This is a genomic window from Novosphingobium mangrovi, from assembly GCF_022818885.1.
GTDB classification, from domain to species: domain Bacteria; phylum Pseudomonadota; class Alphaproteobacteria; order Sphingomonadales; family Sphingomonadaceae; genus Novosphingobium; species Novosphingobium mangrovi.
In genome coordinates, this window is record NZ_JALHAT010000060.1 from 1 (window position 1) to 25,189 (window position 25,189).

General features: G+C 67.7%; 18 protein-coding genes and 1 tRNA gene. 10 read left to right on the forward strand and 9 right to left on the reverse strand.

The annotated features are described in order from the left end of the window. A partial coding sequence (locus MTR65_RS18840) for a DUF3391 domain-containing protein (RefSeq protein WP_243802928.1) occupies positions 1 to 262 on the reverse strand: 262 nt, incomplete at its 3' end. Between the two features lie 199 nt (positions 263 to 461). Between MTR65_RS18840 and MTR65_RS18845 the strand changes: the two genes are divergently transcribed. Next, the gene (locus MTR65_RS18845; RefSeq protein ID WP_243802930.1) at positions 462 to 1,817 is read left to right on the forward strand and encodes a GntP family permease; all 1,356 of its coding nucleotides are present in this window, start codon (positions 462 to 464) and stop codon (positions 1,815 to 1,817) included. Positions 1,818 to 1,911: 94 nt separating this feature from the next. Then, positions 1,912 to 2,598 (forward strand): GntR family transcriptional regulator, encoded by a 687-nt coding sequence (locus MTR65_RS18850; protein ID WP_243802932.1) that lies wholly within the window; start codon positions 1,912 to 1,914, stop codon positions 2,596 to 2,598. Between the two features lie 18 nt (positions 2,599 to 2,616). On the opposite strand, the gene MTR65_RS18855 is transcribed toward MTR65_RS18850, so the two are convergent. Both MTR65_RS18855 and MTR65_RS18860 read right to left on the reverse strand, forming a co-directional pair. Then, positions 2,617 to 4,371: a DUF389 domain-containing protein gene (locus MTR65_RS18855; protein ID WP_243802934.1), complete on the reverse strand. Its 1,755-nt coding sequence runs from the start codon at positions 4,369 to 4,371 to the stop codon at positions 2,617 to 2,619. A 64-nt stretch (positions 4,372 to 4,435) separates the two neighbouring features. Beyond that, positions 4,436 to 5,710 carry a cation:proton antiporter gene (locus MTR65_RS18860; RefSeq protein WP_243802936.1) on the reverse strand — a complete coding sequence of 425 codons (1,275 nt, stop codon included), beginning with the start codon at positions 5,708 to 5,710 and terminating at the stop codon, positions 4,436 to 4,438. Between the two features lie 283 nt (positions 5,711 to 5,993). On the opposite strand from MTR65_RS18860, the gene MTR65_RS18865 reads away from it, so the two are divergent. Genes MTR65_RS18865 through glgX form a run of 5 tightly spaced genes read left to right on the forward strand, consistent with a single transcriptional unit; the run spans position 5,994 to position 15,146 of the window. Next, entirely contained in the window at positions 5,994 to 8,396 is a 2,403-nt protein-coding gene (locus tag MTR65_RS18865; RefSeq protein ID WP_243802938.1) for a glycogen/starch/alpha-glucan phosphorylase, read from the forward strand. After that, a complete protein-coding gene (glgB, locus tag MTR65_RS18870; RefSeq protein ID WP_243802940.1) occupies positions 8,393 to 10,567 on the forward strand; it encodes a 1,4-alpha-glucan branching protein GlgB in 2,175 nt (724 codons plus the stop codon). The genes MTR65_RS18865 and glgB overlap by 4 nt, the downstream gene beginning before the upstream one ends. 36 nt (positions 10,568 to 10,603) lie before the next feature. After that, positions 10,604 to 11,866: a glucose-1-phosphate adenylyltransferase gene (gene glgC, locus MTR65_RS18875; protein WP_226638283.1), complete on the forward strand. Its 1,263-nt coding sequence runs from the start codon at positions 10,604 to 10,606 to the stop codon at positions 11,864 to 11,866. Positions 11,867 to 11,868: 2 nt separating this feature from the next. Continuing rightward, complete coding sequence (gene glgA, locus MTR65_RS18880; protein WP_243802942.1) at positions 11,869 to 13,329, forward strand: glycogen synthase GlgA; 1,461 nt, start codon at positions 11,869 to 11,871, stop codon at positions 13,327 to 13,329. After that, complete coding sequence (glgX, locus tag MTR65_RS18885) at positions 13,326 to 15,146, forward strand: glycogen debranching protein GlgX (protein WP_243802944.1); 1,821 nt, start codon at positions 13,326 to 13,328, stop codon at positions 15,144 to 15,146. The genes glgA and glgX overlap by 4 nt, the downstream gene beginning before the upstream one ends. 9 nt (positions 15,147 to 15,155) lie before the next feature. Here the strand turns inward: glgX and MTR65_RS18890 are convergent, their stop codons facing one another. The 4 genes from MTR65_RS18890 to MTR65_RS18905 form a co-directional block, all read right to left on the reverse strand. Beyond that, the gene (locus MTR65_RS18890) at positions 15,156 to 16,763 is read right to left on the reverse strand and encodes a hypothetical protein (protein WP_243802945.1); all 1,608 of its coding nucleotides are present in this window, start codon (positions 16,761 to 16,763) and stop codon (positions 15,156 to 15,158) included. Positions 16,764 to 16,892: 129 nt separating this feature from the next. After that, positions 16,893 to 18,173, reverse strand: coding sequence for a polysaccharide pyruvyl transferase family protein (locus tag MTR65_RS18895; protein ID WP_243802946.1), 1,281 nt, complete (start codon positions 18,171 to 18,173; stop codon positions 16,893 to 16,895). A gap of 75 nt (positions 18,174 to 18,248) precedes the next feature. Beyond that, positions 18,249 to 19,685, reverse strand: a complete 1,437-nt coding sequence (locus MTR65_RS18900) for a protoporphyrinogen/coproporphyrinogen oxidase (RefSeq protein ID WP_243802947.1) — start codon at positions 19,683 to 19,685, stop codon at positions 18,249 to 18,251. Positions 19,686 to 20,213: 528 nt separating this feature from the next. After that, positions 20,214 to 20,304 (reverse strand) — tRNA-Ser (locus tag MTR65_RS18905). 339 nt (positions 20,305 to 20,643) lie between these two features. Here MTR65_RS18905 and MTR65_RS18910 point away from each other — a divergent pair. From MTR65_RS18910 to MTR65_RS18920, 3 genes are all read left to right on the forward strand, one after another. Continuing rightward, the gene (locus tag MTR65_RS18910; RefSeq protein ID WP_243802952.1) at positions 20,644 to 21,534 is read left to right on the forward strand and encodes a DUF1134 domain-containing protein; all 891 of its coding nucleotides are present in this window, start codon (positions 20,644 to 20,646) and stop codon (positions 21,532 to 21,534) included. Between the two features lie 151 nt (positions 21,535 to 21,685). Then, positions 21,686 to 22,864, forward strand: a complete 1,179-nt coding sequence (locus tag MTR65_RS18915; RefSeq protein WP_243802948.1) for an amino acid aminotransferase — start codon at positions 21,686 to 21,688, stop codon at positions 22,862 to 22,864. Positions 22,865 to 23,057: 193 nt separating this feature from the next. Further along, positions 23,058 to 23,657, forward strand: a complete 600-nt coding sequence (locus MTR65_RS18920; protein ID WP_243802949.1) for a DJ-1/PfpI family protein — start codon at positions 23,058 to 23,060, stop codon at positions 23,655 to 23,657. A gap of 22 nt (positions 23,658 to 23,679) precedes the next feature. On the opposite strand, the gene MTR65_RS18925 is transcribed toward MTR65_RS18920, so the two are convergent. Continuing rightward, on the reverse strand, positions 23,680 to 24,297 hold the full coding sequence (locus tag MTR65_RS18925; protein WP_243802950.1) for a riboflavin synthase: 618 nt from the start codon (positions 24,295 to 24,297) through the stop codon (positions 23,680 to 23,682). A gap of 28 nt (positions 24,298 to 24,325) precedes the next feature. Next, a partial coding sequence (gene ribD, locus MTR65_RS18930) for a bifunctional diaminohydroxyphosphoribosylaminopyrimidine deaminase/5-amino-6-(5-phosphoribosylamino)uracil reductase RibD (RefSeq protein WP_243802951.1) occupies positions 24,326 to 25,189 on the reverse strand: 864 nt, incomplete at its 5' end.

Consider the following 25,189-nt stretch of genomic DNA (forward strand, 5'->3'; position numbering starts at 1 on the left):
CGGGCGTGGCCACCAGCGGGCGACGCAAGGGGCGAGCCGGCGCGGGTGAGGGCGCGGCGGTTTCGTCGCCGGGCAGGTCGCGGCCCTTGTCGGTGTCGATGACAATGGCGTCGAGCCCGCTGGCGCGCAGTTCGCTGCACCGCGCGGCATCCTCGACCACGAAGTGCGCGCGCCAGAAGGGGTGGGCGAACCAGTTGCCCTGGAAGGCGTGAATGTACATGCCCTGCTCGACCTGCGAGGGCGCGATGCGCTTGAGAACCATGGATGAACTGTCCCTGTGCCGGGCGGCGATGGTGTCAGGACATCCTCTCTTTCCCGTGATCGCGCGGCCAAGGGAAACTACGTGGCCGAGGCGCCGGACGAGGCCATGGACAAGTGGCTGGCAAGGCGGCACCATCGCGCGTGGCAAGGCTCCGCAAAGAGGGCCGTGGTCGGTATCCTGCCTCTGGGAGATGGTCTTCGTGTTCAGCGCTGTCGGCCTTGTCGCCGCTCTTGCTCTCCTCATTCTCCTGACCGTGCGCGGGGTGCATATCCTGCTGGCCGCCCCGGCCTGCGCGGCGCTGGTGGCCGCGACCAGCGACCTGGCCTTCCTGCCGCCGCTGGCGGACGCGGGCGAGGGGGACTTTGCGACAAGCTACATGGCCGGGTTCACCGGCTTCTTCGCCGACTGGTTCCTCATGTTCCTGCTCGGCGCGATCTTCGGCGAGGTCATGGCTGCAAGCGGGGCTGCGGCGAGCGTGGCGCGCGGCGTCGTGGCGCGCATCGGCCTTCGCCATGCGGTGCTGGCCGTGGTCGCGGCGGCGGCACTTCTCACGTATGGCGGGGTGTCGGTCTTCATCGTGGGCTTCGCGGTCTATCCCCTCGCCGTCCATCTCTTTCGTGAGGCCGACCTGCCGCGCCGGTTCATCCCGGCCGCGCTCGCGTTCGGTTCGGTCACTTTCACGATGACCAGCGCGGGCTCGCCCGAGATCCAGAACCTGATCCCGATGCAGTACCTGGGCACCGATGCCTACGCGGCCTGGCCGGTCAGCCTGCTGGTCGCAGGCCTGATGGCCGGGCTGGGCTATGTCCTGCTCGATAGGATGGTGCACCGCGCACGCACGCGGGGCGAGCGCTTCGACGCGCGCAAGGGCGACAGCGCGCTTGATGACCATCCGCACCTTCCTCCGCCGCTGGTGTGCCTCGTGCCGCTCCTTGCCGTGCTCGGCGTCTTCATGCTGTTCCAGTATCCGCAGGGCGTGCCGGGGCTGGCGTGGGCGCTGCCGCAGCAATCGCTGGGCAAGTGGGCGCTGGTCGTGGCTCTGGGCACGGGGAGCCTGCTGGCGCTGGGCGTGGGCTACCGGGCCCGCGCGGCCATGCCGGGCGCGTTCGCGCGCGGGGCGAGCGGGGCCGTGGTGGCCATAACCAACACCTGCGCGGTCGTCGGCTTCGGTTCGGTCGCCGCGCTTTCGCCCGCGTTCCAGATGGCGCTGGAGGCGCTGCAGGGACTTCCGGGCGATCCCCTCATCGGCGCGGCCGTGGCGGTCACCGTGATCGCCGCGCTCACCGGCTCGGCTTCGGGCGGGCAGACCATCGCCTTGCCGCTGCTCGCGCCCGGCTACCTTGAGGCCGGAGCCGATCCCGCGCAGCTCCACCGGACGGTCGCGATTGCCAGCGGCGCGCTCGATAGCCTGCCGCACAACGGCTATGTCGTGACCACCATTCGCGCGATCTGCGGGGAGACCCACAAGGCAGCCTACCCGGCTCTTGGCGTACTCACGGTGCTCGTGCCGCTTCTCGGCCTTGCCCTTGCCGTCGGTATATTTGTCCTGATCTGAGGCACTGAGTTAACGCTAAAAAAAGGATATTGCGTCGGATTATACTCGCGTCCAATAATTGGACGTTCGAGATTATGGAAAAAATGAACTCGCAATGACAAAGATACCAAGCGAAGCGGTGAGCGAGCGTGTGGCCGCAATTCTGGCCCGGCGCATCCTGTCGGGCGAACTGGCACCGGGCCTGCGGATCAAGCAGGACGAACTGGCCGCTGAACTGAACACGAGCCGCATCCCCGTGCGCGATGCGCTGCGTATCCTGGAATCGCGCGGCCTTGTGACGATGCGGGCCAACACCGGCGCGCGGGTCGTCGCGCCCGCGCGATCGGACATCGCCGCCGCTTTCGACATTCGCGAGCGTCTGGAGCCGCTTTTGCTGGCCGACAGCATGGCCAACTTCGGCGCGGAGGACGTCGAGGCCCTGCGCGCGCTTGTGCGCGCAGGCGAGACCGCGACAACGGCCGAGGACATGATCGAGCACGGGCGCGAATTTCACTGGATGACCTACAGCCGTCATACCTCGACCCTGCTGGCGACCATGGTCGAGCGCGTCTGGGACGTGGGCCAGGCGTTCGTCCTGGGCACGTGGAAGACGATGGATGCCGCGGCCGCCGAGCATGCCCGTCAGGACCACCTGCGCGAACACCATATGCTGTGCGAGGCCATTGCCCGGCGCGAGCTGGAAACCGCCCAGGCCGCGCTCGTGCTCCACGTACGGCGCATCCGCGCGGTCGTGCTGGGCCAGGTGGAGGCCATGCACAGGGCGCAGGCCGCCCGGGTCTGAACTCCGCCTCGGACGCCGTCAGGGCGCCGAGAAGCTTTCCTCCAGCGCCGCCGCGCGCGCCGCGGCTTCGCGCTCGGCGCGCTGCGCCTCGAGCCGCGAGGGACTGGTCGCGTAGACCGCAATCGTCGCGGTGATGGCGTGGGGGACAGCCTCAGCCCCATCCTCGCCAGACGCTTGCGGATCTTCGGACGGGGGGATCACCGCGCCATCGATCTGCGCGGCAATCCCGGCATCGGCGAGCAGGCGGGCAAGCGCCGTCAGCCGGGTAGGATCGGCCCCGGAAAGCGTCACTTCGCCAAGACCCCAGCGCTGAAGCGCCCAGATGCCGAGGTCGGTCGCAATGGCGTCGTCGGGAACTTGCGCGTCCTCGCTCGCCTCCAGCAGCACGGTCAGGCGCGGCTGGGGCGGGGGCATCAGGCGCACCGTCCAGCCGTTGACGCCCTGGCTCGCCGCCTTCTCGGTGGCGCGGTAGTCGGCCAGGGTCCAGTCGGGCGCGGGAACGGGCTCCAGGTAGACCATGCGCTGCGCGCGGTCGGTCCAGATCGAGCGGGTCGGCAGGCCGACCTTCTGACGGATCGCCTTGTAGGGCGGAACGTCGGCGGCAATGCCCGCGGTCGTGCGCTCCATTGCCGCATCGACCATGGCCTGCGTCTGCGAGCGCACGTCGGCGGCGAGCACCTGCTGCAAGGAGACATCGACGTCCTCGCCCAGCGTTGCCTTGAGCGCGTTCTCGGCCGCGATCTCGGCGTTGCCGGTGTAGCTGGTGGCAATGACCAGCGCCTTGACCTTGGGCGAACCCAGCAGGCTGGAGCTGACGTCGAGCTGGGCGATGGTCACGCCCCGGTCGCCGCAGGCCGCGATGATCGCCTCCTGTGCGGCCGAGCGGATGCGCGCCTCGTTGGTGAGCTTCATCAGCGTCATGGTGAGCGGGGTGGCGAGCGCGAGGAAGGCGGCAACAAGGATCGTTGCATAGCGCGGCGTCCACTCGACCTTGCCGAAGGGGCGTGCCGCGCCTGAAAGCCGCGCGATGAGGGCAAAGGCGAAGGTGATCGCGGCGAGGTTGGTCAGGAACAGCAGCATCGCGCCCAGCGCGAACATGGGCTGGAACACGCCAATGCCATAGCCGATGACGGTGAGCGGGGGCATCAGCGCGGTCGCGATGGCAACCCCGATGGCGGTCCCGCCCTTGCCGATGACGGTCGAGTAGCCGCCCGCGATGCCCGAGAACAGCGCGACCGCAAGGTCGAGCAGGTTGGGTTCGGTCCGCGCGAGGATTTCCGGCGTCGCGTTGCGGATCGGCGAGAGCCAGGTGAGGACGATGCCAGTGGCAATGCCGATGCCTGCACCGATGGCGACAACGCGGATCGAATCGCGGATGCGGTGCCCGTCGAGCGAGGCAAAGCCGAAGCCCATGGCCGCAATCGGGCTCATCAGCGGGGAGACGAGCATTGCGCCGATGACGACCGCGGTCGAGGACTGGAGCAGGCCCAGGATCGCGATACCTGCTGCAAGCGCGCACATCAGCACATAGCCGTGGGTGAGCTGGCCTTCCTGGCGCACCGTCTGGCGCAGGTCGTAGGCCTGGTCCGGGCTCAGTTCGGGCAGGAGCACCGCGTGCGCGAACTTGACGCGCAGGACATGGAAGAACGCCTCGCCCCGGCGCACCCATTGCGGGCGGGCCGCCCACATCTCGTTGATCGGGCCCTTGGGCGTGAACGGGGCCTCGGTGTCGGGGCCGCGCGCGCCATCGCCGGGAAGCTGGGTCTCGGGCATGGCTGGGTCAGGACCTTGGGCCGGATCAGGACCTTCGGGGGGAGTGGTCGATGTCACAGGGATGTTACCCGGCTTGGGCCGCGCGGGGTTCGCGCGACTGGATGGCGGAGATGAGGCGGGCAATGGTGCCGCCCTGGATGACGACCGCGAAGACCACCACGATGTAGGTCACTGCGAGCAGTTCGGAGCGGATTTCGGCGAGCGGGAGCGAGAGGGCAAGCGCAATCGAGATACCGCCGCGCAGACCTCCCCAGACCAGCGTCGGGAAGGCGAGGGGGCCCATGTCGATGGCCCGCTTCATCGCCAGCAGCGGCGCGCCGACCGCCAGCGCGCGCGACGCGAGGACGATCCCCACCGTGGCGAGGCCCACCAGCATGTAGCCCGGCTCCAGGTCGAGCGCGATGACCTCCAGGCCGATCAGCAGGAACAGCACCGCGTTCAGGATCTCGTCGATGAGCGCCCAGAACTTGATGACGTGATCGCGCGTGGTGTCGCTCATGGCATGGGCGATCCCGGCGTTGCCGATGATGAGCCCGGCAATCGCCATCGCGACAGGGCCGCTGACGTGGGTCGCCATGGCCAGGCTGTAGCCGCCCATGACAACGGCGAGGGAGATCATCACCTCGATGTTGTATTCGTCGATCGACTTCATCGCGGCAAAGCCGATGCCGCCTACGGCCAGGCCCAGGACCGCACCGCCCAGCGCCTCGCGCGCGAAATGGCCGAGCGCGAAGGACCAGGTGAATTCCTCCGTGCCGGTGGCAAGTGCGATGAGGATGGTGAAGACGACGACGCCGATGCCGTCGTTGAACAGGCTCTCACCCGCAACCGTCGCTTGCAGCGTCTCGGGCATCGCCGCGCGCTTCATCACCGCCATGACCGAGACCGGGTCGGTCGGGCTGATGAGCGCGCCGAAGACGAGGCACCAGGTCAGCGGCACCGGGATGCCGACGGCCAGCGAGAGCGCGTAGAACCCCGCGCCGACAAGCCCGGTCGAAAGGAGCACGCCCACGGTGCTGAAGACCAGGATCGGCAGGGCACCTTTTCGCATGTGCGCCCAGCTGACGTGCATCGCGCCTGCAAAGAGCAGGAACGAGAGCATCCCGTCCATCAGCGTCTTGGAGAAGTCGAGGTCGGCGAGGAACCGGCCGAAAGTCGCCGAAAGCGTGCTGGTGGGCACGAGATGGTCGTAGGCGACCAGCAGCAGCGAGGCGAGTGTCCCCATGATGGTGAGCCCCACCGTCGAGGGCAGGCGCAGCGTCCGATAGTTGAGATAGCCGAGCGCCGCGGCCATCACGATCAGGAACGCGGCGGCATCGAATGGGGAGAGTTCGTGCATCGCCCATCCTTAGCCCGCGCTCCCGGGCTTGCCTAGCGGTCTCGGGGGGCTGCTCCGGGGACGGGAAGGCGGGCAAGTCCATTGGAAAGCGGGGTTCTTTTGTTCGGCGCTGCACAATTTGGCTTGCTGCATTGCAACCTTGTGGTAGCCATGGTGCCTCGTAGTTTCGGATTCCCGGGCGCGGTTGCGCTCCGTTCAGGCTTTTGGCCGTGCATGGGCCAGTTCTTCGGGACATCCTGTCGGGTGCCTGGGGCCGGGTCCTTGCCGTTTGAGGAGAATCTCCGTGGCAGGCAGTCCTTCCGAGTTCGACGATCACATCGTTCGCGTATTGCGCCACCGCGTCGGCAAGGACGAACGCGCGGCCAAGCACCACGACTGGTACAACGCGGCGATCTACGCGCTGCGCGACCACATCATCGACGACTGGATCGATTCCACGCGCCGCACGTACGAGACCGGCGGCAAGCGGGTCTACTACCTCTCGATGGAGTTCCTGATCGGGCGTCTCCTGCGCGATGCGCTCTCGAACATGGGCATGACCAGCGAGATGGAAAAGGCGCTCGCGGCGCACGGGCTCGACCTTGCCGAGATCGAGGAATTCGAACCCGACGCGGCGCTTGGCAACGGGGGGCTCGGCCGCCTCGCCGCCTGCTTCATGGAGAGCCTCGCCACTCTCGACATCCCGGCCTATGGCTATGGCATTCGTTACGTGAACGGCATGTTCCGCCAGCGCATCGACGATGGCTGGCAGGTGGAACTGCCCGAGACCTGGCTCGAACACGGCAACCCCTGGGAGTTCGAGCGGCTGGAGAGCAGCTACCGCATCGGCTTTGGCGGCGAGGTGACAGTGGACGGTGACATCGCCTCCTGGCACCCGGCCGAGCAGGTCGAGGCGACCGCGGTCGATACGCCTGTGGTGGGCTACAAGGCGAAACGGGTGAACACCTTGCGGCTGTGGAGCGCGACCGCGCTCGACCCGATCAAGCTCGACGCCTTCAACGCGGGCGACCACTTCGGCGCACTTTCGGAGCAGGTGCGCGCCGACAGTCTGGTGCGTGTGCTCTACCCGGCCGATTCCAGCCCGGCGGGTCAGGAGTTGCGCCTGCGCCAAGAGTACTTCTTCACGGCCGCCTCGGTGCAGGACATCGTGCGCCGCCACATGCAGTACGAAGGCGATATCCGCACACTGCCCGAGAAGGCCTCGATCCAGCTCAACGACACGCATCCCTCCGTCGCTGTGGCCGAACTGATGCGGCTCATGGTCGATGTCCACCAGCTCGAATTCAACGAGGCCTGGGAGGTCTGTCGCAAGACCATCTCCTACACCAACCACACCCTCCTGCCCGAAGCGCTGGAGACCTGGCCGCTGCCGCTGTTCGAGCGGCTCTTGCCGCGCCACATGCAGATCATCTACGCGATCAACAGCCGCATCCTGCGCGAGGCGCGCAAGGCGGGCTGCGACGATGGCCAGATCGCCGCGATCTCGCTGATCGACGAGTCGGGAGAGCGGCGCGTGCGCATGGCGAACCTTGCCTTTGTCGGCGCGCATTCGGTGAACGGGGTGGCCGCGCTCCACACAGAGCTGATGAAGGAGACGGTCTTTGCCGACCTCCACAGGCTCTACCCCTCGCGGATCAACAACAAGACCAACGGGGTCACTCCGCGCCGCTGGCTGCAGCAGTGCAACCCGGGGCTCACCAAGGTCATCCGCGAGGCCATCGGCGATGGTTTCATCCAGGACGCGCAGAAGCTCTCGGCGCTTAACGAACTGGCCACCGACGCGCAGCTGGGCGAGCGCATCGCCGAGGTCAAGCGCGCCAACAAGGTCGCGCTGGCCGAGCACCTCAAGGCCACGATGGGCATCCGCCTCAATCCCGACGCGCTCTTCGATGTCCAGATCAAGCGCATCCACGAGTACAAGCGCCAGCTTCTCAACCTGATCGAGACGGTCGCACTCTACGACCAGATCCGCAGCCATCCCGAGCGCGACTGGGTGCCGCGCGTCAAGATCTTCGGCGGCAAGGCCGCGTCGAGCTACCACAACGCCAAGCTCGTCATCAAACTGGCCAACGACATCGCCCGGCGCGTCAATTCCGACCCCTCGGTGGGCGGCCTGCTCAAGGTCGTCTTCGTGCCCAACTACAATGTCAGCCTGGCTGAGAAGATCATTCCCGCCGCCGACCTCTCCGAGCAGATCTCGACCGCCGGGATGGAGGCGTCGGGCACGGGCAACATGAAGTTTGCGCTGAACGGGGCGCTCACCATCGGCACGCTCGATGGCGCCAATGTCGAGATCAAGGACAAGGTCGGGGACGAGAACATCGTCATCTTCGGCCTGACGGCCGAGGAAGTCGCCGAGCGGCGCGCCAACGGCTACGATCCGCGCAGCCTGATCGAAGGCTCGCGCGAGCTGGGCCAGGCGCTTTCGATGATCGCCTCGGGCGTCTTCTCGCCCGACGACCGGAACCGCTACGCCGGGCTGATCGGCGGCCTCTACGAGCATGACTGGTTCATGTGCGCGGCCGATTTCGAAAGCTACGCCGAGGCGCAGCGCGCGGTCGATGCGCGCTGGCGCGATCCCGCCGCGTGGCGCAGCTGCGCCATCCGCAACATCGCCAACGTGGGCTGGTTCTCCTCGGACCGCACGATTGCCGAGTACGCCAAGGAAATCTGGAAAGTTACGTGAAGCCTCCTGAAAGTTCTCTCGATGCCCTGCTGGATGGCACGCATGGCGATCCCTTCTCGCTTCTGGGCGTCCACTCCGGACCTGGCGGTACCTTCGCGCGTGCGATCCTGCCGGGCGCCGAGACCGCGGAGGCTTTCTCGATCGACGGGCAGTGCCTAGGAGAGGTCGCGCGGATCGATCCGCGCGGCATGTTCGAGGGCTATCTTCTGGGCGCGCCGCAGCCCGTGCGTTACCGCTGCTCGACCGCGACGCGCGACTGGATCCAGACCGATGCCTACAGCTTCGCGCCCGTGCTTGGCCCCATCGACGACCTCTTGATCGCGCAGGGCACCCACATGCGCCTGTTCGACAAGCTGGGCGCCCATGTCATGGAGCACCAGGGCGCCAAGGGCGTCCATTTCGCGGTCTGGGCTCCCAACGCCCAGCGCGTCAGCGTGGTCGGCGATTTCAACGACTGGGACCCTGCACGCCATGTCATGCGCCACCGCCGCGACATCGGCGTCTGGGAAATCTTCGTCCCCGATATCCGCGACTACCGCGCCTACAAGTTCCACATCGTTGGCCCCGATGGCGTCGCCCGCCCGCTCAAGGCCGATCCCTTCGCCTTCATGACCGAGGTGCGCCCGCGCACGGCCTCGATCACCGCGAAGGTGGAAAAGCCCGACTGGAACGATGCGGCCCACCGCACCCACTGGGCCAGCGTCGATGCGCGCCGCGTGCCGGTCTCGATCTACGAGGTCCACGCCGGGTCCTGGCAGCGCGACCGCTGGAACTGGTTTCTCAACTGGGACGAGATGGCCGACCAGCTCATCCCCTACGTGGTCGACATGGGCTTCACCCATATCGAGTTTCTGCCCATCGCCGAGCACCCCTACGATCCCTCCTGGGGCTACCAGACGACGGGGCTCTATGCGCCCTCGGCCCGCTTTGGCGAACCGGCCGGGTTCGCGCGCTTCGTGGAAGGGGCGCACAAGGCCGGGATCGGTGTGATCCTCGACTGGGTGCCCGCCCATTTCCCGACCGACGAACACGGCCTTGTCCGCTTCGATGGCACCGCACTCTACGAGCACGAGGACTGGCGCCAGGGCTTCCACCCGGACTGGAACACCCTCATCTACAACTTCGGCCGCAAGGAAGTGGCGAGCTTCCTCGTCAACAACGCACTGTTCTGGGCCGAGCGCTACCATGTCGATGGCCTGCGCGTGGATGCGGTCGCCTCGATGCTCTACCGCGACTACTCGCGCAAGGAGGGCGAATGGACGCCCAACGACGAGGGTGGCCGGGAAAACTGGGAAGCGGTGGAGTTCCTGCGCGCGGTCAACCGCACGCTCTACGCCGAGCATCCCGGCATCATGACCTTTGCCGAGGAATCGACCGCCTGGCCGGGCGTGAGTGCGCCTGCCGATGAGCCCGAGGACGGCACGCGCGCCACGGCGCTGGGCTTCGGGTTCAAGTGGAACATGGGCTTCATGCACGACACGCTGCGCTACATGGGCCGCGATCCGGTGCACCGCCAGTTCCACCATGAGGACATCACCTTTGGCCTGATGTACGCCTTTTCGGAGAACTTCGTGCTGCCCCTCAGCCACGACGAGGTCGTCCATGGCAAGGGCTCGCTGCTCTCCAAGATGAGCGGGGATGACTGGCAGCAGTTCGCGAACCTTCGCGCCTACTATGGCCTCATGTGGGGGTATCCCGGCAAGAAGCTGCTGTTCATGGGGCAGGAGTTCGCGCAGCGCAGCGAGTGGAGCGAGGAGCGGGCGCTCGACTGGCATTTGCGCGAGGCGCCCGCGCACGAGGGCGTGCGCAACCTGGTGCGCGATCTCAACCGTCTCTACCGCGACAAGCCTGCGCTGCACGGGCGCGACTGCGAGGGGGAGGGCTTCGAGTGGCTGGTCGTCGACGATGCGACCAACTCGGTCTTCGCCTGGGTGCGCAAGGCGCCGGATGCCAGGCCCGTGGTGGTCATCAGCAACATGACGCCCAACCTTCTGAAGGACTATGCGCTTGCCCTGCCGGGTGAGGGCAACTGGCGCGAGATCCTGAACACGGACTCGGTCTATTACGGCGGGTCGGGCAAGGGCAACCTGGGGCAGATCAAGGTCGCAGGCGGGCTCGCGCATGTCACCTTGCCGCCACTTGCCACGATCATGCTGGAATACGCGGGATAGAAAGCAGGCCGTGGGCCATGAGAGGATAAAAGGACGATGAAGACCCCCAGTCCACAACCCCTTGCGCGCGATGCCATGGCCTACGTCCTGGCCGGTGGGCGCGGCAGCCGGCTCAAGGAGCTGACCGACAACCGGGCCAAGCCTGCGGTCTACTTCGGGGGCATGAGCCGGATCATCGACTTTGCGCTGTCCAACGCGATCAATTCGGGCATCCGGCGCATCGGTGTCGCCACCCAATACAAGGCGCATAGCCTGATCCGGCACATGAACCGGGCCTGGAACTTCATGCGGCCTGAACGCAACGAGAGCTTCGACATCCTGCCCGCCTCGCAGCGCATCTCGGAGTACATGTGGTACGAGGGCACGGCCGATGCGGTGTTCCAGAACATCGACATCATCGCCGCCCACGCGCCGCGCTACATGGTGATCCTGGCGGGCGACCACATCTACAAGATGGATTACGAGGTCATGCTGCGCGAGCATGTGGAATCGGGCGCGGACGTGACCGTGGGCTGCCTCACCGTCCCGCGCGCCGATGCGACCGCGTTCGGTGTGATGCACGTCGATGAAAATGACTTCATCACCTCGTTCCTCGAAAAGCCCGAGGATCCGCCGGGCATCCCGGGCGATCCCGAGCACGCGCTCGCCTCCATGGGCATCTACGTGTTCGAGACCGAGTTCCTCTTCGAACAGCTGCGGCGCGATGCCGCCGATCCTGATTCCAGGCGCGATTTCGGCGGCGACATCATCCCCTACATCGTCCGGCACGGAAAGGCGAAGGCGCACCGCTTTACCGCCTCGTGCATCCGCGCGGCCGAGGAGATCGAGGAATACTGGCGCGATGTCGGCACCGTGGATGCCTACTTCGAGGCCAATCTCGACCTTACCGACACCGTCCCCAAGCTCGACATGTACGACCGCGACTGGCCGATCTGGACCGACACCGTGGTCGCCGCACCGGCCAAGTTCGTCCACGACCAGGATGGGCGGCGCGGGCAGGCGATCTCCTCGCTCATCAGCCAGGACTGCATCGTCTCGGGCTCGCTCGCGCGCCGCTCGCTGCTCTTTACGGGCGTGAAGATGGGCAGCTGGTCCGAGGTTAATGAGGCGGTGATCCTCCCCTATTGCAACATCGGGCGCAACGCGCGGCTCAGCCGCGTGGTCATCGATTCGGGCGTGCGCATCCCTGAAGGCCTTGTCGTGGGCGAGGACCCCGAACTTGACGCGGTGCGCTTTCGCCGTACCGAAAAGGGCGTGTGCCTCATCACCAAGGCCATGATTGACCGGCTGGAGCTGTAACCTTGCCCGATATTCGTGTTCTCTCCGTTGCTTCGGAGGCGGTTCCGCTGGTCAAGACGGGCGGGCTCGCCGATGTCGTGGGCGCGCTTCCGGGCGCACTTGCGGACGAGGGCGTGGCGGTCACCACGTTGCTTCCGGGCTACCCTTCGGTGCTCAAGGCGCTGGGCCGCGCGCGCGCGGTCCACACCTGGCCGGACCTGTTCGGCGGCCCGGCGCGCCTCCTTGCCGGCAAGCTGGGCGCGCATCCGCTCTATGTCCTCGAAGCGCCAGACCTCTTCACGCGTGAGGGGCTTCCCTACGCGGACGCGGCGGGCAAGGACTGGCCCGACAACTGGCGCCGCTTCTGCGCACTGGGGCGCGCCGCGGCGGATATCGCGGGCGGCGCGGTGGTGGTGCGCGGCAAGGCGCAGCGCTTTGATCTGCTCCACGCCCATGACTGGCAAGGCGCGATGGCCGCGGCCTACACCCGCTATGCGCCCTTCGGCGGCGCGGCTGTGCCCAGCGTGGTCACGGTCCACAACATTGCCTTCCAGGGCCGCTTCGAGGCCGCGATCTTTCCCGAGACGGGCCTGCCGAGCCGGGCCTGGCACATGCAGGGCGTGGAATACTATGGCGGTTTCGGGATGCTCAAGGCCGGGCTGTTCTGCGCCGATGCGATCACCACCGTCAGCCCGACCTACGCGCGCGAGATCCGCAGTCCGCGCTTTGGCATGGGCCTTGAAGGCCTGATCGCCGAGCGCGGCAGCGCCGTGCACGGCATCCTCAACGGCATCGATGGAGAGCTGTGGAACCCGGCCCATGACGCTAGCCTTGCCGCGACCTACACCGCGCGCACATTGAGCCGAAAGACGATCAATAAGCGCGCGCTCGAGGCCGAGTTCGGTCTTGTCGAGGAGGACGGCCCGCTCTTCGTCGCGATTACCCGCCTCACCTGGCAGAAGGGCATGGACCTCCTGCCCGAAATGGCCGACCACCTCGTGGCCCAGGGCGCGCGGCTGGCGGTGCTGGGGTCGGGCGATGCCGACCTCGAAGCGCAGCTGCGCGCGGTGGCCGCGCGCCATCCGGGCCGCGTCGCGGTGCGCATCGGCTATGACGAGGCGCTCTCCCACCGCCTGCAGGCGGGCGGCGATGCGATCCTCATCCCTTCGCGGTTTGAGCCTTGCGGCCTGACCCAGCTCTATGGCCTCGCCTATGGCTGTGTCCCTGTGGTCGCCCGCACCGGGGGGCTGGCCGACACCGTTATCGACGCCAACCCGGCCGCGCTGGCCGCCGGTGTGGCGACAGGCATCCAGTTCGACGGTGTGGATGCCCAGAACGTGGCCGCGGCCATCGAACGCACGGTCGCGCTCTACGGCCAGAAGGACGACTGGCAGCGCCTTCAGAAGAACGGGATGAAGGCCGACTTCTCGTGGGGGGCGAGCGGGCGGGCCTACGCGCGGCTCTACAAGGACCTGATCGGATGACCCGGCTGGGCGCGCAGGTGCAAGGCGGGGCCACCCGTTTTGCGGTGCGCGCGCCCCGGGCCGAGCAGGTCTGGCTGTGCCTGTTCGATGATGCAGGCGCCGAAACGCGCCGCGCAATGCATCGCGAGGGAGAGGTCTGGACGCTGGAGTGTCCCGGCAATCTTTCCGGCGCGCTCTACGCCTACCGTGCGCAGGGAACCTGGGCACCTGAGGACGGGCTCTGGTTCGATCCGGCGAAATTGCTCGTGGACCCCTACGCCGTAGAGCTGGACCGGCGCTTCGTGCAGGACCCGGCGCTTGCCCGCTACGGGGAGGACACCGCCCACCTCGTGCCACGCGCGCGGGTCCCGGCACCGTACGAGCCCGTGGTGGTCGAGCCTGCGCTCCTGCGCCCCGGTGGGCTGGTCTACGAGGTCAACGTGCGCGGGTTCACGATGTGCCATCCCGAGGTGCCCGAGGCCATTCGCGGAACCGTGGCCGCGCTCGCGCACCCTTCCGTCCTTGCGCACTTGCGCAAGCTGGGTGTCGGCGCAGTGGAACTCATGCCCATCGTCGCCTGGATCGACGAGCGCCACTTGCCCCCACTCGGGCTGGTCAACGCCTGGGGCTACAATCCCGTCGCGATGATGGCGCTCGACCCTGGTCTGTGCCCCGGCGGCGTGGCCGAACTGCGCGCCACCGTCGCCACCTTGCGCGAACACGGCATCGGGGTGGTGCTCGACCTGGTCTTCAACCATTCGGGCGAAAGCGACCGCGAGGGCGGCGTGCTTTCGCTGCGCGGGCTCGACAACGCCGCCTATGCCCATGCGGGCGATGGCTCGCTCATCAACGATACCGGCTGCGGCAATACGCTCGACTTTGCGAACCCGGCGGTGCGCGCGCTCACCTGCGCGGCCTTGGGCCACTTCGTCGAACAGGCCGGTGTCGATGGCTTCCGCTTCGATCTCGCGCCCGTCCTCGCGCGTGGTCCCGGCTTCGCGTCCGATGCGCCCATCTTTGCCGAGATCGCCGCCGATCCGGTGCTGGCGGACCGGATACTCATCGCGGAGCCCTGGGACATTGGCCCTGGTGGCTACCAGCTTGGCCAGTTCCCCGAAAACTGGCTCGAATGGAACGACCGCTTTCGTGACGACGTGCGCCGCTTCTGGAAGGGCGAGGCGGGCGTGGGCGTGCTCGCGACGCGGCTGGCCGGATCGAGCGACGTGTTCGGGGAGAGTTCGCCGCAGCGCCCCTGCCGCTCGGTCAATTTCCTGGCCGCGCACGATGGCTTCACGCTGGCGGACACGGTGTCCTATGCCCAGCGCCACAACGCGGCGAATGGCGAGGACAACCGCGATGGCCACGGCGAGAACCACAGCTGCAACCACGGCGCCGAAGGGCCAAGCGGGGACCCTGCGATCCAGACGGCGCGGCGGCGCGATCTGAAGGCCATGCTCGCCACGCTGTTCGCCTCGACCGGGACGATCATGCTGACCGCGGGCGACGAGTTTGGTCGCAGCCAGCAGGGCAACAACAACGCCTATTGCCAGGACAATCCCATCGGCTGGGTCGATTGGTCCGCGCGCGATCGGGAACTGGAAGAGCATGTCGCCCATCTCTCTGCACTGCGCCGCGAAGCGCAGGATCTTCTGGCCGCACTCCCGCAGGAGACGCTCTGGCTGTCCGGACCGGACCGGCACATGACCGTGGCGGAATGGGAGGACCCGGCGCGGGGCGCGCTCCACCTCGTGAGGGCACAGTCACCCGGTGGCAGGGCCTTGCATCTGACCCTCGACAGAAACGCGCGTGAGGTATCCTTCGCGTGGAAAGACGCCTGACAGGGTGCCTCAGGCCGGGCACCGTCCCGGCTGGGACAGGCGGATCCGATAGTCGGCAGTGGCGGGTTTTGCGCCCGAAGCGCTGGCAACGATAATCTCGAGCCGGGCGCGTGTCTTACTGTGCAGGCGCCGCTTCAGATGAACGGGCGCGGTGACCGTGAAGGCCTCCAGCTCCTGCCCGCCCAGCCGTAGCTGCACATCAAGCGCGCCCGAGGTGGGGGTGAGTTCGAGGTCCAGTTCGATCCCGGTGTCGGGGGCGATGGCGATGCTCTGGACAAGGGCGCCGTCCTTGCGCCCGAAGGCGGGGCGCAGGCTTGTTCCGTCGAGCCGCACCCCGCGATGCGCGGCAAGGCTTAGGTACGGGGTCCAGGGCACACCGCGCCGCTCTTGCCCGGGCATAGCCGTGAGCGGTCTGTCGGCGCCATCGATCCGCGCCAGCCGCTTAAACGGGTCCCCGGTAGGCGCGTTGCCATGCCGGGGCGGATAGGCGAACTGCAAACGGCTGTCCGCAATCTGCGTCTGGCAACCCAGCGCGAAAGGCGGGCGCGTCTGCGGCTGGTCGGCAAGCAGGATCAGGGCGCGCGTTTCCGCCAGATTCAGCTCGTCGCGCGGAAGGGCGCGCCCTTGCGCGTCGAAGGCGCGAACCCCCGGTGCCGTGATGCGCAGTGTGCGCGGTGCGCCCCACAGAACCCAGGCGCGCGCCCCGAAGGCGGCGGCAAAGGCGAAGTCATCGATGGGCAGGCGGCGCACCGGTTTTCCGGCAAGATGCTCGCCCACGAAGCGGAAGGCTGCGCCGACAGGGGTGATCCGTCCCGCCCGATCGATGAGAGGCACCTGCCGGTCGCCGCGTGGGTTGAGCGGATACCAGTCGACCTCGCTCGCGCCGAGGCTGGCGAGAACCGCGAAGGTGCGCACCAGGTCGTCCGGTGCCTGGTCGGGGCGGGCGCTGGAAAATTCGGTGGCATGGAGGCTGCGCGTCCCCACGGCCGGGCTCTGGCACAGCAGGGCAAACTGCGCGGGCAACTGGTCAATAGGGGTGGTGTAGGGATGGAGGGCCAGCCCCTCTATCGCCTTGGTCCTGTCCTTTTCGAGCAGGGGCCAGAGGAAGCCGGCCGGAAGCGAGTGGGTGGCTCCGCCCAGCACCGTGATGTCGGGCCGTTCAGCCTTTACGGCCGCAGAGGCCGCGCGGACCATGGCCAGATGGTAGTCCGCGCGCTGGGGCAGGCCGTCTGCCTTGACCTTGCCTTTCACGAAGTTCGCGCCGTTGACCTCGTTGCCGATCTCCAGGGTGTCGATGGCCGGAAAGCGCTGCACTGCCGCAAGCGCGAAGAGGCCGAATGCGGCCAGAGCCTCGGAGCTATGCGGCGTGTCCCCGCTGTCGTAGAGCGGGTTCCCCCAATTGAGCGTGAGGGTCAGGTGCGCCCCGTGACGGGCAAGTTCGTCGGGATAGCGATTCCTTGCGCCCTCGAACCGGTAGCTGCCTCTGGTGCGCTCGATATCCTTCCAGCGAAGGCTGTCGCGAAAGCGGCTGACGCCCAGCCGGGTGGCGGCCTTGAGGGTTGCAGGGTTCCAGCCCTGCGCGAAATTGGACGCCGCGCCCAGCCGTGTGCCCGCCAAGTTCGGCGTCTGCGGCCTGCAAAACCCGGAGAGAGGCGCGGCAAAAGCATCCACGGCGAGGGTTGGGCACAGGCCAGCGACAAGCGTCAGAGGCCAGATCGGAAGGTGCCTTCGCAACATCGCGGAGCCTTAACGCGGCGGGGGGGCGAGGGCTTCCCGAATGGCGGCGGCAAGGGTTGCAATATCGGCCTCGGCCTCATCGAGCGTGGCCCGGCGGGCGGCGGGGGCAATGCCCTGTGCCAGGTGGTGGATCACACGTTCTGCCGCGGTGCCCGGAGAGGTGCGGGCGATATCGGCGAGGTTGTCGCTGCAATCGACCGAGGCGAGGAACGCGTCGAGCTTTGCATCCCAGGCGAGCGCGAGGAACGGAACCGCGCAGGAGTAGGCCGCGATGATCGCGTGCATGCGGAAGGCGACCAGAGCATCGAGGTCGGCAATGCAGGCGACCAGATCGCCCGGGTCTCGAATTTCGGGGAAGGCGACGCGTCGCGGCCCTTCGGCTAGCTCGAAGCGCAGGCGCAGACGTTCGACGGCGGCGCGGTCTTCCGGGCTGCCGTTGGAAAAGACGCTGAGGTGATATCCGCGCGCCAGCAGATCACGGCCGAGCGCGAGGTACCAGGCGTCGAGCGCCTCTTCGGTGAGCGTCTGGCCACCATGGTAGGCCACCGCGAGCGCGCTCATCACGTTGAGGCCGATCCGGGCCGGAGCCGAGGGGCCTATGTCGCGGACAGCCCGTTCCGGCACGCCATACTGACGTGCGGCGAGCAGCCCCGGATCGCGCACTACGCCAGCATCGAGGCCGAAGGCATCGCCGGCGAGGTCCTGCCAGAGTTCGCGTGAGCGGGCATCGCGCACCCACACCCGGCGCACCTGTCCGCAGCGCAGGGCCCGGTGAAGCCGCGCCCGGCCCTCCTTGCTCCAGCCGGGCGAGACACCCAGGCCGTAGAGGAAGATCGGCAGGTTGCGCCGGGCCGCGCTTTCGATGGCGAGCGCCAGCTTGGTGGGGAAGTTGAGATCCATGTCGGCGAGCAGGTTGCCGCCGCCGATCACCACCGCGTTGGCCTCTTCCAGCTGAGCGGCGTAGTGGGGTGCCCAGGTCCGCCGGGAGGCCAGGGCCAGCGGCAGGCGTACCGCTTCGCGCCGCAGCGGGGAGGGCAGGGCGTGGAGAAGCTGCAAGGCATGTGCGCGCGCAGCCGTGCCCCTGGAATAGGCGGTGCGGCCTGCAAGGTCGATGGAGCGCGCCTGGGCGGCACCGTGCCGGGCCAGGCCGCCCTCAAGGCACTCGCTGAGAAGTCCGTCCCCCAGATTCGGGCTGTACTTCACGTTGAAGATACGCACGACCGGGCCGTCCTGAAGAGAGGAGGCCGACGGCGGGGCCACGTCCATCGCGCAGGTCTGTGCAGTGCTCATATCCAAAGTGGTGCGGGAAACAGCGCAGGGCCACCAGTAGAACTACCGCCCTTTTGGACCCAATTTCGCATGGGCTCAGGAATGGCTTGGCACGGCGGGCAATCCGCCTGCGGGGGATCGCTCCGGTCCGGGAGGCGGCGATGTGACGGGGCAGAGAGCCTGTTCGTCCGGGGGCACAGGATCGACCGGAAGCGCCGCGCGGGCAAGTTCCTCCCCGACGCGGCGTATCACGCCCGACGAGGTGGGCAGGTATTCAAAGCGGCCCTGGCGTCCGGCAAGGACAATGCCCTGTTCCTCGATCCGGGCCAGAGTGTCCTGCAGGATGGCTTCGGTTCCCGGGCGATAGAGCGGGTAGCAATCCGGGACATGCTCGTGCCCTTCGAGGCGCAGGTCGCGGGCGAGGCCGACGGCGGACAGGTGGTCGCGAAAATCGGCGAAGACGTCCTGCGGGGCGTGTTCGCCTCCCGGGGGGAGCGTGCACTCGACGGCGAAGAATTCACGGGGCATCTGCGGTTCGGGGTAGATGCGCGAGTAGATCGTCGCGCGTTTCCAGCGCCCGCGCGTATCGAAGTTGAACAGCACGTTGCCCGTGTCGGGCGAGAGCTGGGCCGCCGAGACATAGAGCGTGGTCATGCCGAGCGAGGTCAGCCCGCTGGGCGCGCCGAAGAGGGCGCGGTGCAGGGTGTCGAGCGGGAGCGCCGAGACGACGGCGGTGGCCTCCAGAGAGCCGTGATCGGTTTCGATCCGGTAGGTGCCGTTGGACGCGGAGATGGTGCGCAGCGCGGTCGCGGTCCGGATGTCCACGCCCCTTTCGGCGAGGCGGTCGGTGATGGCGGCAAAGAGCGGGGCGTATCCCTCGCGCGGGCGCACGTGGAGGGCCGGACGGGGGCGGCCGGCCACCGAGCCCCGGCTGAGCAGAGCGCGCAAGGCAAGACGCGCCATTTCTCGGGGGCGCGTGGCTTTCTCGATGAAGGCCATGCGGTGAAGGAAGAAGGATTCGCTCACTTCCTCGGGCGGGACGTGGTGAAAGCGGGTGATGTAGCTGCGCAGGCCGGTCTGCGCGAAGAAGCGCTTTCCGAGGCGCTGGGTCGATATCGCGGCGAGGCTGCCATCGCGCCGCACCGCGCAGCGCGAGACGGCGAGGTCGATCAGGGCCGCGACCAGTTCGCGCGGAGCGCGGCGCAGGAACTCGCGCGGTTCGAGCGGGTAGTGCGCGAGCGTGCCGCCCGGCGCGATCCGGCGCTGGCGGCGGATGATCTGCGGGCACATCTCGCGAAGTCCGGGAGCCAGATTGAAAAGGCGCGCGCTGCTTTCATAGAAGATCGAGCCGACATCGAAGGTGTAGGGGCCGATGGAGCGGGAACGGTGGGTGCCGCCGCAGGCATCGCGCTCTTCGATCACGGTGACGCGCATGCCCGCCTTGCTGAGACTATCGGCTGCGCTGAGGCCAGCGATCCCGCCGCCCAGCACCACGACATGTTCCTGCAGGTGCGTACTTCGGGCCTTATCCATCGCAGCGGCGGAAAAGGGCGCTCAGGCGAAGGGACGAGGCGGCACGCAGCGAAATCCAGATCTCAGGCACCAGCATCGCCCCTATCCTCCTGTTCGGGCCCGCAGGCGCCTCCCTCCTGCCGTGGCTGTGGCGTGCAGCGTGCGATCCGGCCGAAGGGTGGTTGCGGGGCCTCTCCATGATCGGACGGGCGAGGGCGACGCTCAAGCCGCGAATGCTCCATTCCCGAGGCATAGGGCGCCCGGCTGCTCCGACACCATTCGAACCAGGGTGAATTTTCGTGCGCACGGGGGCGGGCAAGGCCCGATGGTGCGAAGCGCTTAGGGGGCGGGGCGGGCTGCGATCTCGTTGCGCGCGGTACCGAGGGGCTCTGCGCATGGCCGCGCGGACAAGGCCGAATGGCTCGACCCCGCATCTGGCGAAAGGACACGCCATCGTCCCCCGGGATATCCGGGGACGCCCTGAAGGGCGGCTTGCACATTCATGTCGGGAGGGCCTTGGCCCGGTTGCCGTGTGGCCCCTGAGGGCCGTGGCGGAGACGGAGGGATTCGAACCCTCGGTACCCTGATAGAGTACGGTTCCTTAGCAGGGAACTGGTTTCAGCCACTCACCCACGTCTCCGCAGCGGCTAGGGGAGCGCCTATAGCCATGGTCATCCGGGGCCGCAAGGGGCCATCGCGCGGTTTTTTCAATTCCTTGCGCAATTGGGGAAAATAGCGGGGCAGGGGATTTCGGCTGACCGCAAAAGCAGGTTGTCTGGCCGCCCGTTCATTGCGAGGTCAGGCGCACTCGATTCTTTATGGGCGTGTAATCATGGCACCGCGTGCAGGGGGCATGCGGAGCAAAGGCATTTGGCGCAAAGGGCACCCCAGGCCCGGGAGGAACAAGCACGTGCGCAAGCAAACCACACAGCGGGCCGGTATCGGAAAGAGCCTCGTGGCTCTCGTCGCGGCAACGGCGATGGCTGTGCTGGGCCCGGCGAGCACCGCCTCGGCCCAGATCCAGACGGTCGATCCGGACACTGCCATCGACGGTGACCTGCAGGGAGGGACCACCCGCTATCCTGCACCGCAGGGCACGGCTTCGGCATCGGGGGCCCCGACGGCCCCGGCAAGCCAGACCTATCCGCGTCCCGGCGAACTGCCCGCCACCGATGGCGACTATCCGGCCGGGACCTACTCGTCCAATCAGGGCGTTGGCGATCAGGGCATGGGCGAACAGGACATGGGCAGCGCCGGGAACGGTACGCCGCTCGGCACGCCGATGACTTCGCCGGTCCCCGCGCCCACGGCCTCTTCGCCGGGCAGCGTGTCGGACTGGAATACGCAGGATTTTGCCGGGAACGCGGCAGGTTCCGGGCAGAACGGCACGACCTATCACGAGGATGACCTGATCGGCGCGGCCGAAGGCGTCTTCGGCAAGGGCGCGCAGGGGCTTGCGGATGTCATCCGCGACCTCCTGAAAAAGCAGGGCGAACCGAACGGGTACATCGTCGGGCGTGAAGGCGGCGCGGCCCTCGCGATCGGCCTGCGCTATGGATCGGGCACCTTGTACCACAAGGTCGAAGGCCAGCGTCCGGTCTACTGGACGGGCCCCTCGATCGGCTTCGATGCGGGCGCCAACGCGGCGAGCACCTTCGTGCTGGTCTACAACCTCTACGACACCGAGGACCTCTACAAGCGCTTTGGCGCGGGCGAGGGGCAGGCCTACCTCATCGGCGGCTTCAACGTCTCGTACCTGCGGCGCGGAGACGTTGTCCTGATCCCCGTGCGCGCGGGTGCGGGTCTGCGCCTTGGCGCCAACATCGGCTACATGAAGTTCTCCGAAAAGCAGCGCTGGCTGCCGTTCTGATCGCGCGTCCCTCGCGCAACGATTGAAATGCGAGCGCGCCTCCTGTCCGGGGGGCGCGTTTCGTTTTCGGGCACCTTTGCGTTTCTTGGTGTCGCAATTGTTGCATTAGGCTGTTGCGCGCCAACCGCGTCCGGAGTAAGTGCCGCCCGCCATGCTTAGCAACCTTCAACAACAGCCCGCCGACGCGCTTCTTGCGCTGATCAAGCTCCACAACGACGACCCGCGCGCCGACAAGATCGATCTTGGCGTGGGCGTCTACCGTACCGGTGACGGGGAAACCCCGGTCTTCGGCGCGATCAAGGCCGCCGAGAAGAAACTCGTCGAGACCCAGGACTCGAAGGCCTACCTCGGCCCCGAGGGTGACATGGGCTTCGTGGCCGCGCTGATGCCCTACGTCTTCGGCAAGGAAGACCCGGACATGGGTGGCCGTATCGAGGGCATGCAGACGCCCGGCGGCACCGGCTCGCTGCGTCTCGCGCTTGCCATGGTGCAGCGCGCGGGCGCCAAGCGCATCATCGTGGGCAAGCCCAGCTGGCCCAACCACGCGCAGATCTGCAAGGACCTCGGCCTCGAGGTCGTCGAGTTCAACCACGCCGGTGAAGACGGCAAGGTGGACATGGACGCGCTGCGCGCCGCGATTGCGGCGGGCACCGAGGGTGACGCCATGCTGCTGCACGGCTGCTGCCACAACCCGACCGGCATCGACTACACCCACGCCAACTGGGACGAGATCGCGGGTCTTCTGGCCAAGAGCCCGATCATGCCGATCCTTGACCTTGCCTACCAGGGCCTCGGCCTTGGCATGGAAGAGGACGCCTACGGCCTGCGCGCGGTTCTTGCCGCCGTGCCCGAAGCGCTGATCTGCTACTCGTGCGACAAGAACTTCGGTCTCTACCGCGACCGCGTCGGTGCGCTCTACGCCATGGCCAAGGACCCGGCGGATCTCACCAAGATCATGTCGAACGGCCACAGCCTGGCGCGCGCCAACTGGTCGCAGCCGCCAGATCACGGCGGTGCGGCGGTGCGCCTGGTGCTCGAAGACGAAGCGCTGACCGCGCAGTGGCTCGCCGAACTCGACGAGATGCGCGAGCGCATGCGCTGGGTGCGTGACAAGCTGGCCGCGGCCGGTGTCACCGGCGGTGTCGATCTTTCGCCCATCGGTATCCAGAACGGCCTGTTCTCGATCATTCCCTTCACCCCCGAGCAGGTGCAGGAAATGCGCAAGGGCCACGGCATCTACTTCGCCGGTTCGGGCCGCATCAACGTGGCCGGTCTCACCACCGGCAACATCGACAAGTTCATTGCCGCCGTGGCGGAAGTGACCGCCTGATGCCTCTTGAGCGTCAGCCGGTCCTTGATGGGGGCCGGCTGACGCTCCGGCCTCTGTGCGAGGCCGCCCCTTGCGCCTTTGGCAAGGTGGCACGTGATCGCGCCGTAACGGCGGGACACCTCTCCCCAAATCGCTGGCGCAAATCGCAGCCGCGCGCCGGTGTGCGAGAGGCGCCTGGCCTCGGGGACACCCCATGAACATTGCGATTCTGACCTTCGAGGGCTTCAACGAGCTCGATTCGTTCATCGCCTCGGCCCTGCTCAACCGGATGAAGGCCAAGGGCTGGTCGGCGCAGATCACCTGCCCGAGCGCGGAAGTGACTTCGATGAACGGGGTGACCGTGCGCGCCCAGCAGCCGCTCGCCTTCGCGCGCGAGGCGGACGCGGTGCTGATCGGCAGCGGTATCTACACCCGCGAAATCGCGCAGGATCACGCGATCCTGAAGCAGTTGCAGCTCGATCCCGCGCGCCAGCTGATCGGGGCTCAGTGTTCGGGCACGCTGCTGCTGGCGCGCCTCGGCCTCATCGGCGATCTTCCCGCCTGCACTGACCTCACGACGAAGCCCTGGGTGGTGGAGGCCGGTGTCGAGGTGCGTGACGCACCTTTCATCGCCCATGGCCATGTCGCGACGGCGGGCGGGTGCCTGGCCTCGCAGTATCTTGCGGCCTGGATGATCGCGAAGGGGAGCGGGGAGGCGGACGCGCGTGAGGCGATCCACTACGTTGCGCCCGTGGGCGAGAAAGAGCGCACGGTGCGCCAGGCGATGGACGTGATCGGGCCCTACCTTCGCTGAAGGCGCACAAGCCCGCGGACGGTCAGTTGCGCAGCGACTGCATGCGCTGGAGATAGCGCGCCAGCACGTCGATCTCGAGGTTGACTGCATCGCCCGGCGAAAGCTCGCCGATGGTGGTGACTTCGGCGGTGTGCGGGATGATGTTGAGCATGAAGTGGCAGGTGCCATCCGCCTGATCGTCCACGGTGTTGACGGTGAGCGATACCCCGTCGAGCGTGATCGAGCCCTTGGGGGCAAGGTAGGGGGCCAGCTCTTTGCTCGCCGCAATCACGAACTGCTTCGAATCGCCCACCGGCGTGATGCTGACGACCGAGCCGACGCCGTCGACGTGGCCGGTGACGATGTGCCCGCCCAGTTCATCGCCCAGCTTCAGCGCGGGTTCGAGATTGAGCTGCGCGCCTTCCTCCCAGTGGCCGGGCGCGGTGCGCGCGATGGTCTCCCCCGAGATGTCGACCGCGAACCAGGCATCGCCCGCAGCGCCGCCCTTGTCGACCACGGTCAGGCACACGCCCGAGCAGGCGATCGAGGCGCCGATGGCGATCGTTGCGGGGTCGAAGGGGCAGGCGATCACCGCGTGCAGGTCGCCATCGTGGCGCGCGTCGCGCAGGGTACCGATGGCGGTGACGATTCCGGTGAACATGCGGGCAGGGTCCCTTGGTGATTGGTGCTCAGCGCGCGCTGTAGACTTCGAGGGTGTCGCTGCCAAGGGTCCGGCGTTCGACCAGCGACCATCGGCCATGCGCCTGGGAAAGGGCGGTAAGGCCGTAGTCGCCAAGTCCCGGCCGTCCGCCGACAAGGATGGGCGCACGGTAGATGAGCAGGCGGTCGACCAGCCCGGCTTTGAGGAACGCGGCAGCCGCGCCTGCGCCGCCCTCGACGAAGAGGTACTGGATGCCCTCCATGTCGCGGATCGCGTCGGGGGCGGGCAGGGCGTTCCACCCCTGCGGTACTGCGCCACGCGTCAGGACCCAGCGTTCGGGGCTGCGCTCTTCCAGACCGGGGAGGCGCACGTCGAGGCGCGGGGCGTCGGCGCGCAGCGTGCCGCCGCCCACAACGATCGCGTCGCTCTTCGCGCGCAGGGCGTGGGTGTGGGCGCGCGCTTCGGCCCCGGTGATCCACTGGCTTTCGCCGCTTGCCATCGCGATGCAGCCATCGAGCGAGAGCGCGAGCTTGAGCGTAACCTGCGGGCGCCCCTGCGTGCGCTGGAGGAGATAGCCGGCAAGGCTCTCCTCGCAGGCGGGCGAGCGCAGATATTCGGCCGCGATCCCGGCGGCGCGGATGCGGGCAAGTCCGGCACCGCTGGTGCGCGGGTCAGGGTCCATGCAGCCGATGACCACGCGGGCGGGCTGCGCCGCGCAGATCAGGTCGGCGCAGGAGGGGCCGCGCGGCGACTGGTGCGCGCAGGGCTCCAGCGTGACGTAGAGGGTTGCGCCGCGCGCGCCCTCTCCGGCCAGGCCGAGCGCAACCGCCTCGGCGTGCGGGCGTCCGCCGTTTTGCGTCCACCCGCGCGCGAGGACGCGCCCGTCCTTGAC

Excerpts from the sequence above, each read along its gene's own strand:
- MTR65_RS18850 (WP_243802932.1), top strand. The coding sequence starts at position 1,912 with ATGACAAAGATACCAAGCGAAGCGGTGAGCGAGCGTGTGGCCGCAATT.
- MTR65_RS18855 (WP_243802934.1), bottom strand. The coding sequence starts at position 4,371 with ATGCCCGAGACCCAGCTTCCCGGCGATGGCGCGCGCGGCCCCGACACC.
- MTR65_RS18860 (WP_243802936.1), bottom strand. The coding sequence starts at position 5,710 with ATGCACGAACTCTCCCCATTCGATGCCGCCGCGTTCCTGATCGTGATG.
- glgC (WP_226638283.1), top strand. The coding sequence starts at position 10,604 with ATGAAGACCCCCAGTCCACAACCCCTTGCGCGCGATGCCATGGCCTAC.
- glgX (WP_243802944.1), top strand. The coding sequence starts at position 13,326 with ATGACCCGGCTGGGCGCGCAGGTGCAAGGCGGGGCCACCCGTTTTGCG.
- MTR65_RS18895 (WP_243802946.1), bottom strand. The coding sequence starts at position 18,173 with ATGAGCACTGCACAGACCTGCGCGATGGACGTGGCCCCGCCGTCGGCC.
- MTR65_RS18900 (WP_243802947.1), bottom strand. The coding sequence starts at position 19,685 with ATGGATAAGGCCCGAAGTACGCACCTGCAGGAACATGTCGTGGTGCTG.
- MTR65_RS18910 (WP_243802952.1), top strand. The coding sequence starts at position 20,644 with ATGGCTGTGCTGGGCCCGGCGAGCACCGCCTCGGCCCAGATCCAGACG.
- MTR65_RS18915 (WP_243802948.1), top strand. The coding sequence starts at position 21,686 with ATGCTTAGCAACCTTCAACAACAGCCCGCCGACGCGCTTCTTGCGCTG.
- MTR65_RS18920 (WP_243802949.1), top strand. The coding sequence starts at position 23,058 with ATGAACATTGCGATTCTGACCTTCGAGGGCTTCAACGAGCTCGATTCG.
- MTR65_RS18925 (WP_243802950.1), bottom strand. The coding sequence starts at position 24,297 with ATGTTCACCGGAATCGTCACCGCCATCGGTACCCTGCGCGACGCGCGC.